This is a genomic window from Pseudomonas sp. CYM-20-01 (genome assembly GCF_023169845.1).
Classification (GTDB): Bacteria; Pseudomonadota; Gammaproteobacteria; order Pseudomonadales; family Pseudomonadaceae; genus Aquipseudomonas; species Aquipseudomonas azotoformans.
Genome location: NZ_AP025169.1, coordinates 75,983 through 94,123 on the forward strand (window position 1 = coordinate 75,983; position 18,141 = coordinate 94,123).

General features: G+C 61.5%; 14 protein-coding genes. 9 read left to right on the top strand and 5 right to left on the bottom strand.

Annotated features, from left to right (window positions below):
- Positions 1-8: 8 nt before the first annotated feature.
- The 4 genes from M2497_RS00350 (at position 9) to M2497_RS00365 (ending at position 9,517) form a co-directional block, all read left to right on the top strand.
- Positions 9-4,436, top strand: coding sequence for an RHS repeat-associated core domain-containing protein (locus tag M2497_RS00350; RefSeq protein ID WP_248485378.1), 4,428 nt, complete (start codon positions 9-11; stop codon positions 4,434-4,436).
- 2 nt (positions 4,437-4,438) lie between these two features.
- Complete coding sequence (locus M2497_RS00355) at positions 4,439-4,720, top strand: hypothetical protein (protein ID WP_058424275.1); 282 nt, start codon at positions 4,439-4,441, stop codon at positions 4,718-4,720.
- Between the two features lie 66 nt (positions 4,721-4,786).
- Positions 4,787-9,094 (top strand): RHS repeat-associated core domain-containing protein, encoded by a 4,308-nt coding sequence (locus M2497_RS00360; protein ID WP_248485379.1) that lies wholly within the window; start codon positions 4,787-4,789, stop codon positions 9,092-9,094.
- 15 nt (positions 9,095-9,109) lie between these two features.
- On the top strand, positions 9,110-9,517 hold the full coding sequence (locus M2497_RS00365; RefSeq protein WP_058424277.1) for a hypothetical protein: 408 nt from the start codon (positions 9,110-9,112) through the stop codon (positions 9,515-9,517).
- Positions 9,518-9,621: 104 nt separating this feature from the next.
- Here the strand turns inward: M2497_RS00365 and M2497_RS00370 are convergent, their stop codons facing one another.
- The 3 genes from M2497_RS00370 to M2497_RS00380 all read right to left on the bottom strand — a co-directional run bounded on the left by M2497_RS00370 (position 9,622) and on the right by M2497_RS00380 (position 11,442).
- Positions 9,622-9,897 carry an HU family DNA-binding protein gene (locus M2497_RS00370; protein WP_003176958.1) on the bottom strand — a complete coding sequence of 92 codons (276 nt, stop codon included), beginning with the start codon at positions 9,895-9,897 and terminating at the stop codon, positions 9,622-9,624.
- Between the two features lie 191 nt (positions 9,898-10,088).
- Positions 10,089-11,237, bottom strand: a complete 1,149-nt coding sequence (locus M2497_RS00375; RefSeq protein WP_248485381.1) for an FAD-dependent oxidoreductase — start codon at positions 11,235-11,237, stop codon at positions 10,089-10,091.
- A 37-nt stretch (positions 11,238-11,274) separates the two neighbouring features.
- Complete coding sequence (locus M2497_RS00380; RefSeq protein WP_015886569.1) at positions 11,275-11,442, bottom strand: rubredoxin; 168 nt, start codon at positions 11,440-11,442, stop codon at positions 11,275-11,277.
- A 195-nt stretch (positions 11,443-11,637) separates the two neighbouring features.
- Here M2497_RS00380 and M2497_RS00385 point away from each other — a divergent pair, with 195 nt between their 5' ends.
- The gene (locus tag M2497_RS00385; RefSeq protein ID WP_248485383.1) at positions 11,638-12,201 is read left to right on the top strand and encodes a chorismate lyase; all 564 of its coding nucleotides are present in this window, start codon (positions 11,638-11,640) and stop codon (positions 12,199-12,201) included.
- The gene (gene ubiA, locus M2497_RS00390) at positions 12,201-13,091 is read left to right on the top strand and encodes a 4-hydroxybenzoate octaprenyltransferase (RefSeq protein WP_248485385.1); all 891 of its coding nucleotides are present in this window, start codon (positions 12,201-12,203) and stop codon (positions 13,089-13,091) included. Before M2497_RS00385 ends, ubiA begins: the two co-directional genes overlap by 1 nt.
- A gap of 113 nt (positions 13,092-13,204) precedes the next feature.
- Here ubiA and M2497_RS00395 read toward each other — a convergent pair whose 3' ends face one another.
- A complete protein-coding gene (locus M2497_RS00395; protein ID WP_071494653.1) occupies positions 13,205-13,585 on the bottom strand; it encodes a hypothetical protein in 381 nt (126 codons plus the stop codon).
- 155 nt (positions 13,586-13,740) lie between these two features.
- Here M2497_RS00395 and phoB point away from each other — a divergent pair, with 155 nt between their 5' ends.
- The 3 genes from phoB to M2497_RS00410 all read left to right on the top strand — a co-directional run bounded on the left by phoB (position 13,741) and on the right by M2497_RS00410 (position 17,421).
- Positions 13,741-14,430, top strand: a complete 690-nt coding sequence (gene phoB, locus M2497_RS00400; protein ID WP_003176964.1) for a phosphate regulon transcriptional regulator PhoB — start codon at positions 13,741-13,743, stop codon at positions 14,428-14,430.
- A 94-nt stretch (positions 14,431-14,524) separates the two neighbouring features.
- Positions 14,525-15,811, top strand: coding sequence for a phosphate regulon sensor histidine kinase PhoR (gene phoR, locus M2497_RS00405; protein WP_248488280.1), 1,287 nt, complete (start codon positions 14,525-14,527; stop codon positions 15,809-15,811).
- Between the two features lie 269 nt (positions 15,812-16,080).
- Complete coding sequence (locus M2497_RS00410) at positions 16,081-17,421, top strand: hemolysin family protein (RefSeq protein WP_058424283.1); 1,341 nt, start codon at positions 16,081-16,083, stop codon at positions 17,419-17,421.
- Between the two features lie 3 nt (positions 17,422-17,424).
- Here M2497_RS00410 and M2497_RS00415 read toward each other — a convergent pair whose 3' ends face one another.
- Positions 17,425-18,087, bottom strand: coding sequence for a peptidoglycan DD-metalloendopeptidase family protein (locus tag M2497_RS00415; protein ID WP_248485386.1), 663 nt, complete (start codon positions 18,085-18,087; stop codon positions 17,425-17,427).
- Positions 18,088-18,141: the final 54 nt, after the last annotated feature.

An 18,141-nucleotide genomic window follows, 5' to 3' on the forward strand; every position in this document is an offset into this window, starting at 1 on the left:
GCCTTTGCATGTCTGACGCACTGCTCTGGGCTGCGCGCCTGGGCGATGGGCTGTCCCACACCTCTGTCATGGCGGACATCCTCGGCGGCGTGCTGGAGGTGGCGGCCAATGTGGCGATTACTGCATTGGCGACCGCTGCGGTGGTGGCGGCTACCGGCATTACCGTCGCGACCGGTGGACTGGGCGCCTGCGTACTGGGGGCGGTCGTCGGCGTCATCGTCGGCGTCGCCATGAGCAAGACTGGGGCCGACAAGGGGTTGAGCGCCATGTGCGAAGGAATCGGCAACGCGCTGTTCCCTCCCTCGGTCATGGCCACGATCCTCAGCGGGTCCACCGACACACTGATCAACGCCTTGCCCGCTGCGCGCGCGGCCGGCGTCGTGCCCTCCCACGTTGCACCTGCGGGCACCGAAACCGAAACGCCGCCAGCACCGGAACAGAGCGAAGAGCCCGGCTACCTGGACATGGCCAAAGGATTCTTTGCGCAAATGTGGCGCCCCACCGTCGCCACGCCAGCGCCAGGTGCAGTCCCTAAACCGCTGGACGTGGTGACCTGCACAAAACACCCGCCGATGCCGCCGCAGTTTCTGGCCGAAGGCTCGGAAAAGGTCACGGTCAACGGTCAACCGGCGGTACGCAGCGGTGACCGCAGCACCTGCGATGCCACCGTGGTGTCGTCGGGGCTGATTTCGCCCAATGTGACTATCGGCGGCGGCTCAGTCGTGGTGCGCGAGATCCGCAGCGGCAAGACGCCGGGGGTTGGCCTGGCCGTCACCGCACTGATGATGCTCAAGGGGGGTAAAGGCAAGTTCCTCAGCAACCTTCCCTGCATGCTGCTGGCAGGCGTCAATTCGTTTGTGGTCAGTCAGGCCATGGGCGCACTGGCCAACGCCGCCATGGGCTCTTCCAACCCGGTGCACGCGAGCACGGGGGCCAAGGTGCTGGGCGGTCCCGAGGAGCTGGATTTCGCCTTGCCCGGAATCATGCCCATCGACTGGCAGCGTTTCTACAACAGCCGAGATGAACGCCGCGATGGCTTGTTTGGTGCCGGCTGGAGTGTGCCCTATGAAGTCAGCGTGCAGCTGCTGCCTCACACTGAAGGGGGCGACTACGCGTTGTACATCGACGAGCAGGGTCGACGTATCGACATGGGTTCGATCCCTTTGGGCGGTGCCGTGTTCAGCGCTGGCGAAGGCCTCAGCGTCAAGCGTCACTTGAACGGCCAGTGGCTGATCGAAAGCGCAGACGGCTTGTACCGGCTATTCGATCCGGCGCCACAGGACGCATCGTTGCTACGCCTGAGCCAACTGGGAGATCGCAACGACAACCGAATCCACCTCGACTATGCCGACGATGGTCGCCTGCTGGGCCTGCGTGACACCTTTGACGTGGTCAGGGTCGAGCTGACCTACGACAGCACTTGGCCCCGGCGCGTCAGCCGGATCGAACGGCTGTATCCCGACCACCACCGTGAAGTACTGATGCATTACGCCTACGACGTCCGTGGCGACCTGGCCGCTGTACGCCAGTCCGACGGGCACGTGAAGCGCCGTTTTGCCTATGATGCCGGGCAGCGCATGGTCGAGCATCAATTGCCCAGCGGCCTGCGTTGCTTCTATCAGTGGGCCAGGGTTGACGACCGTGAATGGCGTGTTGTGCGGCATTGGACGGAGGCCGGGGACACCTACACATTCGACTATGCGCTGGACACCGGCATCACCCGTATCACCGACGGGCTGGCGCGCGTCAGCATTCGACACTGGGATGAGCGACACCAGATCATCGCGTCCACCGATGCACTGGGGCGAACCTGGGCCTTCCGGTGGAATGATGAAAGCCAACTACTGGGCGCAACCGACCCTCTCGGTGGGCATTATCAGTTCAGCTACGACGATGCCGGCAACCTGACTGAGACCCTCGACCCCCTGGGGCGCAGTGAATCGACCTTGTGGCTGGAGCACTGGGCGCTGCCACTGGCGGAGACCGATGCCGCGGGCAATACCTGGCAGTACCATTACGACTCGCGGGGCAACTGCATTCGCGAAACCGACCCGCTGGGCAACCGCACGGTCTATCACTATGACGGACACGGCCAGGTCAGGGAGATCATCGACGCCAGCGGCAAGCGCAAGACCTTGCGCTGGTCCCCACTGGGTCAATTGACCGAGCACACCGACTGTACGGGCCTGACCACCCGTTTGAGCTACTGCAAGCGAGGCTTGCTGCTGGCCAGTACCGACGCGCTCGGGGAACGCACCACCTTCAAGTATGACGACCAGGGCCGCCTGATCAGCAAGCAGTTGCCCGATGGGCGCAACGAGCACTATCAGCGTGACGTCAGCGGCCAGTTGATCGGCTACAGCGACCCTGCCGGCCACACCACGCGCTTTGAGCATGCGTCGAACGGCCAGTTGCGCCAACGCATCGACGCCCATGGCCGCCGTGTGGAGTTGAGCCACGACGCCTATGGCCGCCTGCACAGCCTGACCAACGAAAATGGCGAGCGCTACCGATTCGACTGGGACGACGGTGATCGCCTGACCCTCGAACAGCGCCTGGACGGCTGCCGGAAACGGTACACGTACGACCCGCTGGACAATGTCACACAGGTAGAAACCCTCGCATCGTCCGACACCGAGCCCGCCATCATTCATGATCTGGAGCGGGACGCAGCTGGCCGGATGATCGCCAAGCGCACCGTGGATGGCTGCACGACGTACCGCTACGATCAGCTCGACCAAGTCACAGCCATCACCTTTACAGGCCACGACGGCGAGCAGCAAACCCTGGGCTTCGGTTATGACGCCCTCGGCCAGCTGACCCTTGAACAAAGCGCCGCCGGTTGCCTGGAGCATCTCTACGACGAATTGGGCAACCTGGCCCAGACCCGCCTTCCCGACGGCCGCTGGCTCAACCGCCTGCGCTACGGTAGCGGGCACTTGCATCAGGTCAACCTGGATGGGCAGGTCATCAGTGACTTCGAGCGCGACCGTCTGCACCGCGAAGTGCTGCGCACCCAGGGCCGCATCAGCACGCGTTGCGAATATGACCGCAGTGGACGTCTGCGCGCCCGCCAGCGCCGCCAACCGGACCATTCACTGTTACATCCACCGGCGCAGACACGCCTGGGCTATGACGACAGCGACCAACTGGTCGAACGCTACGACAGCCAGCCCGGCGCGGCACACCGCCAATTGCTGCATTACGACGCCACCGGCCGCATTCTGGCTAGCCAGGACAACCTCTTGGGCCAACGGGAAGCCTTCCGCTACGACCCGGCCGCCAACCTGTTGGATGGCTCAGGACAGGTCGCCCACAACCGATTGCTGACCTACCAGGACAAACACTACCGCTATGACGGTTTTGGCCGGATGGTTGAAAAGCGCAGCCTTCGGCGCGGCACCCAGCGCTTCAGCTACGACGCGGAGCAACGGCTGGCACAGGTGCATAACGATGACGGCTCCCGGGTCGTCATGACCTATGACCCGCTGGGCCGACGCACCGCCAAGACCACCTACGACCGCAACGGTGTTCAGCGCAGCCAGACACGTTTCACTTGGGACGCGTTGCAACTCGTGCAGGAGCACTGCAATCAGCAGACCAGCCTCTATATCTATGCCGACGAGGGCTACGAACCACTGGCCCGTGTCGACGGCATGGGTCACCTGCAAAAAATCCGCTACTACCACAACGACCTCAACGGATTGCCCGAACGCCTCACCGAGAGCGACGGCCATACGGTGTGGCAAGCGCGCTATGAAGTCTGGGGCAATACCGTCGAGGAAAGCCGAGAACCCTACTTCATCGAAGAACAGAACCTGCGTTTCCAGGGCCAGTATCTGGACCGGGAAACGGGGCTGCACTACAACACTCTGCGCTTTTATGACCCGGATATCGGGCGCTTCACCACACCCGATCCCATCGGTCTGGCCGGCGGCCTGAATCTCTACCAATATGCGCCCAACCCGCTGAGCTGGATTGACCCGTTGGGCCTGATGAAATGCTCCAGCCCACCCAAGGGGCGCAAGGTCAGTCGCACCGTGTATCGGTTCGAGGAACCGGGGCGCATCGGGACCACTTGGCAGGCACACAAGTGGAATGTGGAGTCCACCCACCGCTACACCACCAAAGGCGTCGGCGGGGTGTATGGCGCGAACTCACGGAAAACCGCGCTGGGCGAGGTCACGCACTGGAAGGTCGACCTGTCCAAACGGGTGTTGGTCAGCAAGAAAGTGCAGCTCAATAATGTCCTGGATCTGACCCGCGCCGATGTGCGCAAACAGCTAGGGGTCAGCCTTAAAAGCATCACCGGCTCGAAGTACACCGAGACCCATCAGATCGGCAATTGGGCCAAGGCCAACGGCTATGATGGAATCCTGGCGCCATCGGCACGCAACCCGACCGGCAGCAACTTGATCTCCTTTGCAGGTTTTTGAACATGGAACGACTGGAAAACGAATACCCGGGTGACGCGGACTGGCAGAGCACAGTGGCCTTGTATGAAGAGGACTACCTTGACGACGATGCGCGTGAACTGGCCAAGGCCTTGGGCGGCCATCTCGACCTGGCAGTGATACTGCGTGGGAAACGAGGCCTTGAAGAGGGGTTGTGGTGGATCGGGCAAAAGGTTCCGGCACTGGACAACCTCACCCCGCTGGAATGCCTGGAAAGTCCCACGCTGATAAAACGGTTGAAGACAGCACTGATGCGTATGCCATAACACTCAAGGACACGGCGACTATGGAAAGTTGTGCGTTCAATTCGATCAGACACAGGAGTGCAGTCCTTGTCTGATGCACTCTGGGCTGCCCGGATGGGCGATGCGCTGACTCACACCTCGATGATGGCGGACATCCTTGGCGGGGTGCTGGAGGTCGCGGCCAATATCGCGATCACGGCTGTGGCGACGGCGGCTGTCGTCGCCGCCACTGGGATTACCGTCGCCACCGGTGGGCTTGGCTGTTTCCTGCTTGGTGCAGTGGTGGGCACGATTGTCGGCCTGGCCATGAGCAAGACCGGGGCCGACAAAGGCCTGACGAATTTATGCGATACGTTCGCCAACGCGCTGTTTCCGCCCACGGTGCAGGCCAATATTCTTACCGGCGCCACCGACACTCTCACCAACAACATCCCGGCCGCCCGCGCCGCCGGGGCGATCAGTTCCCATGTCGCGCCGGCCGGGACCGAACTGGAAGAACCCACACCCGAGCCGGAAGCCAGCTATCTGGATATGGCCGAAAGTTTCTTCTCGCAGATGTGGCGCCCCACGGTTGCAACCCCGGCGCCGGGCGCCGTGCCCAAGCCGCTGGACCTGGTGGTGTGCATGAAGCACCCCCCTATGCCTCCGCAGTTCCTGGCCGAGGGCTCGGATAAGGTCATGATCAATGGCCAACCGGCAGTGCGCAGCGGTGATCGCAGCACCTGCGATGCAACGGTGGTGTCGTCCGGCCTGATTTCCTCCAACGTGACCATTGGCGGTGGCTCGGTGGTGGTGCGCGAGATTCGCAGTGGCAAGACGCCGGGCGTGGGGCTGGCGGTCACGGCACTGTTGATGCTCAAGGGCGGCAAGGGCAAGTTTTTCAGCAAGTTGCCGTGCATGTTGATCGGCGGCGCTACGTCGATGGCGGTCAGCAGCGCGATGGGGGCCGTGGCGAACGCAGCGATGGGCTCTTCGAATCCGGTGCATGCGGCCACCGGCGCGAAGGTGCTGGGCGGCGATGATGAGCTGGATTTCGTCCTGCCCGGCATCCTGCCGATTGATTGGCAACGCTTCTACAACAGCCGCGACGCACGCACGGGCAGTCTTTTCGGCGCAGGCTGGAGCGTGCCGTATGAAGTGTGCGTCGACATCCAGCCTCACCCCGATGGCGGCGAAACACTGGTCTACACCGATGAACAAGGCCGCCCCATCGACATGGGCTCGATTCCCTTGGGCGGCGCCGTGTTCAGCGCGGGTGAAGGGCTGGCCGTGCGGCGACATCTCAATGGGCAGTTGCTGATCGAAAGCGATGACGGGTTGTATCGCTTGTTTGAACCCTCTGCCAACCCGTCGTTGCTGCGCCTTAGCCAGCTCGGCGACCGAAATGACAACCGCATCCATGTCGACTACGACGCCGCCGGGCAACTGGTGCGACTGCGCGATACCTTCGACCTGGTGCAGGTTGAGTTGATCCGTGATCAGGGCCAGTTGGCGCGCATCGAACGCCTGTACCCCGATCAGCGCCGCGAAGTGCTCGTCAGCTATGGCTTCGACGCGCAGGGCAGCCTGGCTGAAGTGCGCGATACCACTGGCCAGGTCCAGCGGCGTTTCGCCTACGACAGTGGCCAGCGGATGGTGGAGCATCAACTGCCCACCGGATTGCGCTGCTTCTATGAGTGGGCCTTGGTTGAAGACCTGGAATGGCGCGTGGTGCGGCACTGGACCGACGAAGGCGACGCCTACCAGTTCGACTATGACTTGCAGGCCGGTATCACGCGAATTACCGATGGCCTGCAACGCGTCAGTACCCGGCATTGGAACACCCAACACCAGATCATTCGATACAGCGACAATCTCGGCCACACCTGGCTGTTCGAATGGAACGACGAGCGCCAGTTGCTCAGTGCCACTGATCCGCTGGGCGGGCGCTTTGCATACAGCTATGACGAGGCCGGCAACCTGATCGGCGAAACCGACCCGCTAGGGCGCAGCGATTCGACCTTGTGGCTTGAGCACTGGGCACTGCCACTGGTGGAGACCGACGCCGCCGACAATAGCTGGGCGTATCGCTACGATCAGCGCGGCAACTGCATCGCCGAAACCGATCCGCTGGGCTACGTCACCCGCTACCGCTATGACGACCACGGTCAGGTCGTGGAAATCATCGATGCCACCGGCAAAAGCAAAAAGCTGCGCTGGAATCCGTTCGGGCAACTGGTCGAGCATACCGACTGCTCGGGTTACCCGACGCGTTTCAGCTATGACGAGCGCGGCTATCTGCAGGTCATCACCGATGCTCTCGGCGAACGCACTCAATTCAGCTATGACGCACAGGGGCGCTTGCTCACCACCCAGTTGCCAGACGGTCGTATCGAGCAGTACCAGCGCGATACGAGCGGGCAACTGGTGGGTTACACCGACCCGGCCGGACATACCACGTTGTACCAGCACAACCGTCGCGGGCAGGTACGCCAGCGCATCGATGCCCATGGCCGGCAAGTGCAGTTCGGCTATGACAGCTATGGGCGGTTGCAGGCACTGATCAATGAGAACGGCGAGCGATATCGTTTCGCGTGGGACGCTGGCGATCGGCTGGTTGAGCAGCAAGACCTCGATGGCAGCGCCAAGCGCTACGATTACGACGCGTTGGATAATGTCACGACGCTGACGGCCGTTCCCGCGCCTTACGGCAATGGCCTGGCGTTGGTGCCCGACATACCACCCGCGCCTATCGTGCATCGACTCGAACGCGATGCGGTCGGCCGGTTGGTGACCAAAACCACGGACGATGGCCGCACCGAGTACCGCTACGACGAGCTCGACCAACTCACTGCTGTCACCTTCACCGACCTGCAAGGCAACGCCCAGGCCCTGGGCTTCGCCTACGACGCCCTCGGCCAGTTGGTGACCGAACAAAGCTCGGCAGGCGGCCTGCACCACCACTACGACGAGCTCGGCAACCTGATCCAGACCCAACTGCCGGACGGCCGCTGGCTCAATCGCCTGTACTATGGCAGCGGCCACCTGCACCAGATCAACCTCGACGGCCAGGTCATCAGCGACTTCGAACGCGACCGCCTGCACCGCGAAGTGCTGCGTACCCAGGGCCAGCTCAGCACCCGCAGCGAATACGACCGCAGCGGCCGCCTGCGCGCACGTCAGCGTCGTCACGCCGGTCAATCCACCTTGCTGCCCGCTGCGGCGCAAAAACAGTTCGAGTACGACCCCGCCGACAACCTGATCGGCAAACTCGACCAGCAGCCCGCCACGCAACACCGCCAACTGCTGCACTACGACGCCACCGGCCGCATCATCGCCAGCCAAGACAGCCTGCACGGCCAGCGTGAAACCTTCGCCTACGACGCCGCCGCCAACTTGCTGGACGGCCCGCAGGCTGGCGCGGGGTTGGTGGTGCATAACAAGCTGCTGACCTATCAGGACAAGCGTTATCGCTATGACGCGTTTGGCCGCACGATTGAAAAACGCAGCGCCAAACGGGGCGTGCAGCGGTTTGCCTACGATGCTGAAAGCCGCTTGGTTGAAGTGCGTAACGATGACGGCAGCGTCGTGCGAATGACCTATGACCCACTGGGCCGACGCATCGAAAAAACCGAGCATGGCCGTGACGGGTATCCGCTGGGAGAAACGCAGTTTGTGTGGGATGGACTGCGGTTGTTGCAGGAGCATAAACACAGCCAGACCAGCCTCTATGTTTACGACGATGACGGCTACGAACCGCTGGCCCGCGTCGACGGCCTTGGCCCGTTGCAGAAGATTCGCTACTACCACAACGACCTGAACGGGTTGCCCGAACAACTGACCGAGGCCGATGGGCACAGCGTCTGGCAGGCGACTTATCGGGTGTGGGGCAACACACTGGAGGAAGTGCGCGAGCCTTATTACATTGAAGAGCAGAATCTGCGGTTCCAGGGGCAGTACCTGGATCGGGAGACGGGGCTGCATTTCAATACGTTCAGGTTTTATGATCCGGATGTGGGGCGGTTTACTACGCCGGATCCGATTGGGTTTGATGGTGGGCTCAATTTTTACCAGTACGCCCCCAATCCAATATCCTGGATTGATCCATGGGGTCTGGCCCCCGAGCTTTACTATCTGATTGCGAAGAAAGATGGCCTTTATGATGAAATGGCGTGGGGCCATAAAAAGCCAGTTGGTAAAGTTTATTTGAAGAAAGGTGAAGTCTGGAAAGTCGGTGAAACTGTCAATCCGAACAGGCGATACACGCAAAAGTGGCTCAAAGCTAACAACCTCGCTTACAAACGCGTGATGGCGGCCCCCACGAAAGGCAACATGCAAGTATGGGAAAGGCTAAAAATCGGAAAGTATTTCAAACGCCGAGGAAAACTGCCTCCAGGTAACAAGTGCAGACACTGAGATGAGGATTACTTTATGCGAGTCGATACAACATCGGACTCACCCAGCTGGACAAAAGTCTTTGAAATCACTGACGAGCTAAATGGCTTGAGTGAGATTCTTGAGAAGAAATATCCCTCCCTCGACTGGGAACTTGCAGTCTGCATGCGATGCCTGCCTCAGGGGCTCGAGCGGAAAACATTTTGCCGTTACTACACCAAAGACAAAATGTTCGGCCTGGACATCGCTATGGACGAGGAAGATTTCATCCCGTACAAAAAGGATAAGGCCGCTCAACGTAAATTAATCGGCGCAGCGTTTTTTGAGTTTTTTGTTGAGAGCATTAAAAAATACGAAAAAAAGCTCCCCAATCTTCAGCCGGTTTCAGAACAACTGATCGCCGATGTGAAGCAATGGTGTACCGAAAACGAATGGGTAGCCTGAAATCCCAAAAAAGGCTACGGGGTGCCCCACAAAAAATGGGCACCCAACCCCGTCGGCGTGCCCATTTTTCCTACCACCCCGCCCCCTTCGAGACGGTAACGCTCTTACGCGTTAACAGTGTCTTTCAGCGATTTACCCGGCTTGAACGCAACCGTGTTGCTGGCCTTGATTTTCACCGGCTCACCGGTTTGAGGGTTTTTGCCAGTGCGAGCGCCACGGTGGCGTTGCAGGAAGGTGCCGAAGCCAACCAGGGTGACGCTGTCCTTGCGGTGCAGGGCGCCTGTGATTTCTTCGAGAACGGCGTTGAGGACGCGGTTGGCCTGTTCTTTAGTGAGATCGGCTTTTTCAGCGATGGCGGCTGCGAGTTCTGGTTTACGCATAAGTGAAGCCTCTTTGACGGTTTTTTGTTGTTATGTCCGTGCTGCTCTCTTCTGGAGCAGCGCCCAAAGCGCCGCAGGCTCTACTCTGCGGCAGACGGGAGTGAGGATGGCATGCCCTCGCACGCTCCGCCAGTCTAGCGGCGACCTTTCTGGAGGGAAAAACGTGCTTATTCCGACAGAACGACCGGTATTTACGCCAGCAACGGCGGAAGTTCTTTGTTGAGGGCCAGTTTTTCCATCACGGCGCTCCCAGTCAGTGCGTAACCCAGCAGGCGACCGCTGGCGTCACGGCACAGGGCCTTGATGTCGGCGCCCTCGCCTTCGACGCTCCAGACACCTTCGGTGCCTCGTGGCGGTGGCGACACCACCAGCGGGCAGATCGGGGTTTTCACGGTCACCGGCATTGGGCCGTAGCTGACGGCGGTGGCGTTTCCGGCCAGGGTCTGAGCCAGGGCGCGGGCGCAGCTCATCAGCGGCATCACGTACAGCAGGTTCAGGCCGTCGACCTCGGCGCAGTCGCCCAGGGCGTAGATGTTGGCGTGGGAGGTCTTGAGGTGGCGGTCCACCATGATCCCGCGATTGGTCTGCAGGCCCGCGGCGGCGGCCAGGTCGACGCGGGGGCGCAGGCCGATGGCCGAGACCACCAGGTCGCAGGCGATCACTTCGCCGTCCGACAGGTGGGCTTCCAGGCCATCAGCGTTGCGTTGCAGGCGATTGAGCACCGGGCCCAGGTGGAAGCGCGCGCCGAGGCCTTCAAGGCCTGCCTGTACCGCAGCAGCGGCGGCCGGGTGCAGCAGGGTCGGCATGACCTGCTCGCACGGCGCCACCAGGTCGATTTCATAACCGCCCAGGATCAGGTCATTGGCGAACTCGCAGCCGATCAGGCCGGCGCCGAGCAGCAGCACGCGGCGCTTGCCGGCAGCGGCGGCACGAAAGCGTGCGTAGTCTTCAAGGTCGTTGATCGGGAAAATCAGTTCAGCCGCATCGCCTTCAACCGGCACACGCACGGTTTCCGCGCCCCAGGCCAGGATCAGGTCGCGGTAGGCCACCGCTTCTTCGCCGATCCATAGGCGTTTGTGGCCGGGGTCAATGCCGCTGACGCGGGTATGGGTACGCACTTCGGCCTTGAGTTGCTCGGCCATGGCGCCGGGTTCAGCCATGCTCAGGCCATCGGCTTCCTTGTTCTTGCCAAAGCCGGTGGAGAGCATGGGCTTGGAGTAGGAGCGCCCGTCATCGGCAGTGATCAGCAGCAATGGGGTCTCGCTGTCGAGCTTGCGAAACTCCCGGGCCAGGTTGTAACCGGCCAACCCTGTGCCGATGATCACGACAGGTGCGTTCATTCCTTTCTCCTTGTAATACTTTTCTGAAAATCGAGAATCAGCCGATTTCGATCATTTCGAAATCCATTTTGCCCACGCCGCAGTCCGGGCACAGCCAGTCTTCCGGGACATCTTCCCAACGGGTGCCAGGCAGAATGCCGTCATCCGGCCAGCCATCCTTTTCGTCGTAGATCAGCCCACAGACGACACATTGCCACTTCTTCATTACTTGCTTCCTCAGGGTCCAGGCATCTTGGCCGACGGTCGATAGACCCGCGTTGCCGTACGGCTCAGGGCGTTTTGTACTGATCGTGGCCGGCAGATGCAAGCATGATCGACGCAAACAGCCGGTTGCGTCCGGCAAAAACCCTGATCGCCATGGTAAGCTCGCCGCCTCTTTTGCTGCCGATACTGACTCACCGTGCCGCACTCAATCGACCCTGCCGATGCTTGCCAATGGTTGACCCAGAGCCTCCTGGCCCCTGTACCCACGTCCTTGACCCTCAATTGGCTGTTCAACGAAGACTCGCTGACGCGGCGGTTGACGTGGCTGTCCAACGACGGTTTCAGCGTCACGCCACTGTTCGAAGGCTGGCAGCCGCTACGCGATGACGAATGTGCCGCCCTGGCGCTGGCGCCGGCCAGTATCGGTTGGGTGCGCGAGGTGTATCTGCGTGGGCATGGCCAGCCGTGGGTGTTCGCACGCAGTGTGGCCGCACGCGGCGCTCTGCAGGGCGACGGCCTGCATATGGATGAGTTGGGCAGCCGGTCCCTGGGCGAACTGCTGTTCTGTGACCAGGCCTTCACCCGCCAGGCCATCGAAGTGTGCCATTACCCTCGGCACTGGTTGCCAGCGGCCGATCAGGTCGACGGGCTGTGGGCACGCCGCTCACGCTTTGATCGCGGGCCACTGAGCGTGCTGGTCGCGGAGGTCTTCTTGCCCAGTTTCTGGCACGCTCTGCACGCCCATCCGGAGAATTGCTGATGTATCAACGTCTGCTCAAGTCCCTGAACCACCTGAACCCCAGGGCCTGGGATTTCATTCAGTTGACCCGCATGGACAAGCCCATCGGCATCTACCTGCTGTTGTGGCCGACGCTGTGGGCGCTGTGGATCGCCGGCAAAGGCTCGCCCTCTTTAATCAATATCGTGATCTTCGTGCTGGGCGTGGTGCTGACTCGCGCCGGCGGCTGCGTGATCAATGACTGGGCCGACCGCAAGGTCGACGGCCACGTAAAGCGCACCGAGCAACGCCCACTGGTCAGCGGCAAGATCACTTCTAAAGAGGCACTGGTGTTTTTTGCGGTGCTGATGGGCATCAGTTTCCTGCTGGTGCTGCTGACCAACGCCACCACTATCCTGCTGTCCCTCGGTGGCCTGGCGCTGGCGGCGAGCTACCCGTTCATGAAGCGCTACACCTATTACCCGCAGGTGGTGTTGGGGGCGGCGTTTTCCTGGGGCATGCCGATGGCGTTCACCGCCGAGACCGGCAGCCTGCCTGCCACCGCGTGGCTGCTCTATATCGCCAATCTGCTCTGGACGGTCGGCTACGACACTTATTACGCGATGACCGACCGGGATGACGACTTGAAGATCGGTGTGAAATCCACCGCCATTTTGTTTGGTGATGCCGATCGCGTGATCATTCTGACGCTACAAGGGCTGTCGCTGGTGTGCCTGTTGCTGGCGGGTGCGCGATTCGAGTTGGGTGGCTGGTTCCACCTGGGTCTGGTGGCCGCGGCGGGCTGTTTTGCCTGGGAGTTCTGGTATACCCGGGACAAGGACCGCATGAAGTGCTTCAAGGCGTTCCTGCACAACCACTGGGCGGGGTTGGCGATATTTGTCGGGATTGTGCTGGATTACGCGTTTCGCTGAGGTTTTTGTGCCGGCTGTCGCGACCTCATCGGGGGCAAGCCCCCTCCCACAGTTGGAATGTGTTCGCCTGTAGGAGGGGGCTTGCCCCCGATGCTTTCAGTGGCGCCGCGTGATCAAGGTTTGGCGACCTTCCAGGCCCCGTCCATTTTGCCCTCACCGGTCATGTCGCCCGCTTTCTTGTCCATGATGAAGGTATAGAGCGGCTTCCCGCTGTATGCCCATTGGCTTTTTTGATCGTCACGGGTGATGACGGTCCATTTACCCATAGGCTTGTCGGTGGATTCGGCCATCAGTGGGGGCCAGTTGGTGGCGCACTTGTCGTTGCACATGGACTTGCCATCGGCGTCCTTGGCAAAGGTGTAGAGCGTCATGCCCTTGTGATCCACCAGCATCCCGTCTTTGGTCATCGCCGGCTCCGCCGCGAACGCCAGGCCCGGCAGCGTCAATGCCGCCGTCACCAGCAGGGCTTTCCAGGAAATCGTGCTGTAAGTCATCGGAACCTTCCTTTTGTGGTTGTCAGGATTCGGACTCAAAGCGTAGTCCAGAGAGGCGGGAATTGCCCGAGCGACTAAATTACTGTCACACGACTGCAATAATTCCGTTATCTAATGCGGCGCAAGACAGTTAAATGACAAGAGGATTTTCGAGCATGGTTGGCAGGAGCATTCTGATTGTTGACGACGAAGCGCCCATCCGCGAGATGATCGCCGTTGCGTTGGAAATGGCCGGCTACGACTGCCTGGAGGCGGAGAACTCCCAGCAGGCCCATGCCATTATCGTCGACCGCAAGCCGGACCTTATTCTGCTGGACTGGATGCTGCCCGGCACCTCCGGCATCGAACTGGCCCGCCGCCTCAAGCGTGACGAACTGACCGGGGACATCCCGATCATCATGCTCACCGCCAAGGGCGAAGAGGACAACAAGATCCAGGGCCTGGAAGTGGGTGCCGATGACTACATCACCAAGCCTTTTTCCCCACGGGAACTGGTCGCACGCCTGAAAGCCGTACTGCGCCGTGCCGGGCCTACCGATGGCGAAGCGCCGATTGAAGTCGGCGGCCTGCTGCTGGACCCGATCAGCCACCGCGTGACCATCGACGGCAAGCCGGCCGAGATGGGCCCCACCGAATACCGCCTGCTGCAATTCTTCATGACCCACCAGGAACGTGCCTATACCCGTGGCCAATTGCTGGACCAGGTGTGGGGCGGCAACGTGTATGTGGAAGAGCGCACCGTGGACGTGCATATCCGTCGCCTGCGCAAAGCCTTGGGCGATGCGTACGAGAATCTGGTACAAACCGTGCGCGGTACCGGCTACCGTTTCTCTACCAAGGGCTGAGCCAACCGCATCCGGACTCAAGAGCCTGACTTAACAGCTGACAAGGACGCATGTTCAAGTGAACCAAAACTGGCATGGCACCCTGATCCGCCACATGCTTTTGCTGATCACCGGCTGCCTGCTGGTTGGCCTGGTCAGCGGCTATTACGGCTGGAGCCTGGCAGTCGGCATTGCCCTGTACCTGGGCTGGACCCTCAAGCAACTGCTGCGCCTGCACGAATGGTTGCGCCAGCACAAACCCGACGAAGCGCCACCCGATGGCTACGGCCTGTGGGGCGAGGTGTTCGACAGCATCTACCACCTGCAACGCCGCGACCAGCGTGTGCGCGGGCGCCTGCAAGCGGTGATCGACCGGGTGCAGGAGTCCACCGCCGCGCTCAAGGACGCGGTGATCATGCTCGACAGCGACGGCAACCTGGAATGGTGGAACCGCGCCGCCGAAACCCTGCTGGGCCTCAAGACGCCCCAGGACAGCGGCCAGCCGGTGACCAACCTGGTGCGCCACCCGCGCTTCAAGGAGTACTTCGAACAGGAGAACTACGAAGAAGCCCTGGAAATCCCCTCGCCCACCAATGACCGCGTACGCATCCAGCTGTACCTGACGCGCTACGGCAACAATGAACACCTGATGCTGGTGCGCGACGTCACCCGCATCCATCAGTTGGAACAGATGCGCAAGGACTTCGTCGCCAACGTCTCCCACGAGTTGCGTACACCGCTGACGGTGATCTGCGGCTACCTGGAGACGCTGCTGGACAACGTCGACGAGATCAACCCACGCTGGAGCCGGGCCCTGCAACAAATGCAGCAGCAAGGTTCGCGCATGCAGACACTGCTCAACGACCTGCTGTTGCTGGCCAAGCTGGAGGCGACTGATTACCCGTCGGACAACCACCCGGTGGCCGTGCAAAGCCTGTTACAGACCATCAAGAACGATGCCCAGGCCCTCTCCGGCCAACGCGGGCAACAGATCACCCTGGAAGCCGACCCGACCGTATTGCTCAAGGGCAGCGAAGGTGAGTTGCGCAGCGCGTTTTCCAACCTGGTGTTCAACGCCGTGAAATACACCCAGGACAAAGGCAATATCCGCATCCGCTGGTGGGCCGACGACCAAGGCGCGCACTTGAGCGTGCAGGACTCCGGCATCGGCATCGACGCCAAGCACCTGCCGCGCCTGACCGAGCGTTTCTACCGTGTCGACTCCAGCCGCAATTCCAACACCGGCGGCACCGGGCTCGGCCTGGCGATCGTCAAACACGTGCTGCTGCGCCACCGCGCACGCCTGGAAATCAGCAGCGTGCTGGGACATGGCAGCACGTTTACCTGCCATTTTCCGCCGGCGCAGATGACGCGTTCGCGAGCCCTCAGCAACGACGAGTAATCCAAATACACCACGGGCCTAAATGTGGGAGGGGGCTTGCCCCCGATGGCGGCGGGTCAGATATGAATGCGCTGCCTGACATACTGCCATCGGGGGCAAGCCCCCTCCCACAGGGGACCGGTGTTGTTTTAGAGAGTGCATTCCAAGCCCCGCCCGGCAGTGGGCACTAGGCAAGCGCCCCGTCAGCCGCTACATTGGCCGACTTGCGCCTGCCTTTCAGGCCCACCTGCCACCCCTTACTGAACATACGGAACCTGCAAAACCCCATCATGGACCCTTCCCCTGGTATCACCCTCGCGACACTCTTCGCCGACTTCGGCATGATTCTTTTTGCACTGGTCCTGGTACTGCTCAACGGTTTCTTCGTTGCGGCGGAATTTGCCATGGTCAAGCTGCGCGCCACCCGGGTCGAGGCCATCGCCCACAAAAACGGCTGGCGCGGGCAGATCCTGCGCACCGTGCACAGCCAGCTCGACGCCTACCTGTCGGCCTGCCAGCTGGGTATCACCCTCGCCTCCCTGGGCCTGGGCTGGGTCGGTGAGCCGGCCTTCGCGCATATCCTCGAGCCGCTGCTGGGCGCCGTGGGCGTCGAGTCGCCGGAAGTGATCAAGGGCGTGTCGTTCTTCGCCGCATTCTTCGTGATTTCCTACCTGCACATCGTGGTCGGCGAGCTGGCGCCCAAATCCTGGGCGATTCGCAAGCCCGAGTTGCTGTCGCTGTGGACAGCAGTGCCGCTGTACCTGTTCTACTGGGCCATGTACCCGGCGATCTACCTGCTCAACGCGAGCGCCAACGCCATCCTGCGCATCGCCGGCCAAGGCGAGCCCGGCCCACACCATGAGCACCATTACAGCCGTGAAGAACTCAAGCTGATCCTGCACTCCAGCCGTGGCCAGGACCCGAGCGACCAAGGCATGCGTGTACTGGCCTCCGCCGTGGAAATGGGCGAGCTGGAAGTGGTGGACTGGGCCAACTCCCGGGAAGACCTGGTGACCCTGGACTTCAACGCCCCGCTCAAGGAAATCCTCGCGCTGTTCCGTCGTCACAAGTTCAGCCGTTACCCGGTGTATGACGCAGTGCGCAACGAGTTCGTAGGCCTGCTGCACATCAAGGACCTGCTGCTGGAACTGGCGGCCCTGGACCACATCCCCGAGTCGTTCAACCTGGCCGAGCTGACCCGCCCACTGGAGCGTGTGTCGCGGCACATGCCGTTGTCGCAGCTGCTGGAGCAGTTCCGCAAAGGCGGCGCGCACTTCGCCCTGGTGGAAGAAGCCGACGGCAAGATCATCGGCTACCTCACCATGGAAGACGTGCTGGAAGTACTGGTGGGCGATATCCAGGACGAACACCGCAAGGCCGAGCGCGGCATCCTGGCCTATCAGCCGGGCAAGCTGCTGGTACGTGGCGATACGCCCCTGTTCAAGGTCGAACGCCTGCTGGGCGTGGACCTGGACCACATCGAAGCCGAAACCCTCGCCGGCCTGATCTACGACACCCTCAAGCGGGTGCCGGAAGAGGAGGAAGTGCTGGAGGTTGAAGGTTTGCGCATCATCATCAAGAAGATGAAAGGGCCGAAGATCGTGTTGGCCAAGGTGCTGCTGCTGGATTGACCGTCAATTGCCCAATGCAAAGTTGGGCAATGCACCGACCGGCTGGTTGAACTCATACGGAATCGAGACCAGCCCCGCCTCGGTGGCGCGCTGCACCACAAAATGCAGATGCGGCCCGCTGCTGTTGCCGGTATTGCCCGACAGCGCCAGCGGACTGCCCACCGCCACACGCTGACCGACCCGGACGCTGACCGAACCTTGCTTGAGGTGCAGGTACACGCCCTCGGTGCCGTCGTCGTGGCGCACCCTCACGAAATTCCCCGACGCATCGCTGCCTCGCCCGGCCTGCGCGTTTTCGGTCTTCACCACCATTCCACTGCGCGCCGCAATGATCGGCGTGCCTTCGGGCATGGCGATATCCATGGCGTAGCGACTTTTGGCGTCGGTGTGGCTGAAGCTGCCGTTGGGGCCTTGGGTCATGCGGAAGGGGCCGCCACGCCAGGGCAAGGGGTAGCGGTAGGCTTGTTGTGCACGATTGGGCCCGGGCACGACAAGCATCGGTCGCTCAACCTTGCGCTCCTGGATCACAAACACCTGGGCGCCAGGCGTATGCCGGTCGCTGATAAACACCAGGCCATTGGCATCGACGGATTTGTAGAGGGTCATGGCCTGGGCCGACATAGCGACCATTGCCAGCCCGCAGCACAGCAAAAAGCGCATGAGCATGGCGTGAACCTGCCGGGATGACTGAACGGCAGGTTAGCGCGGTTTGATGACAAC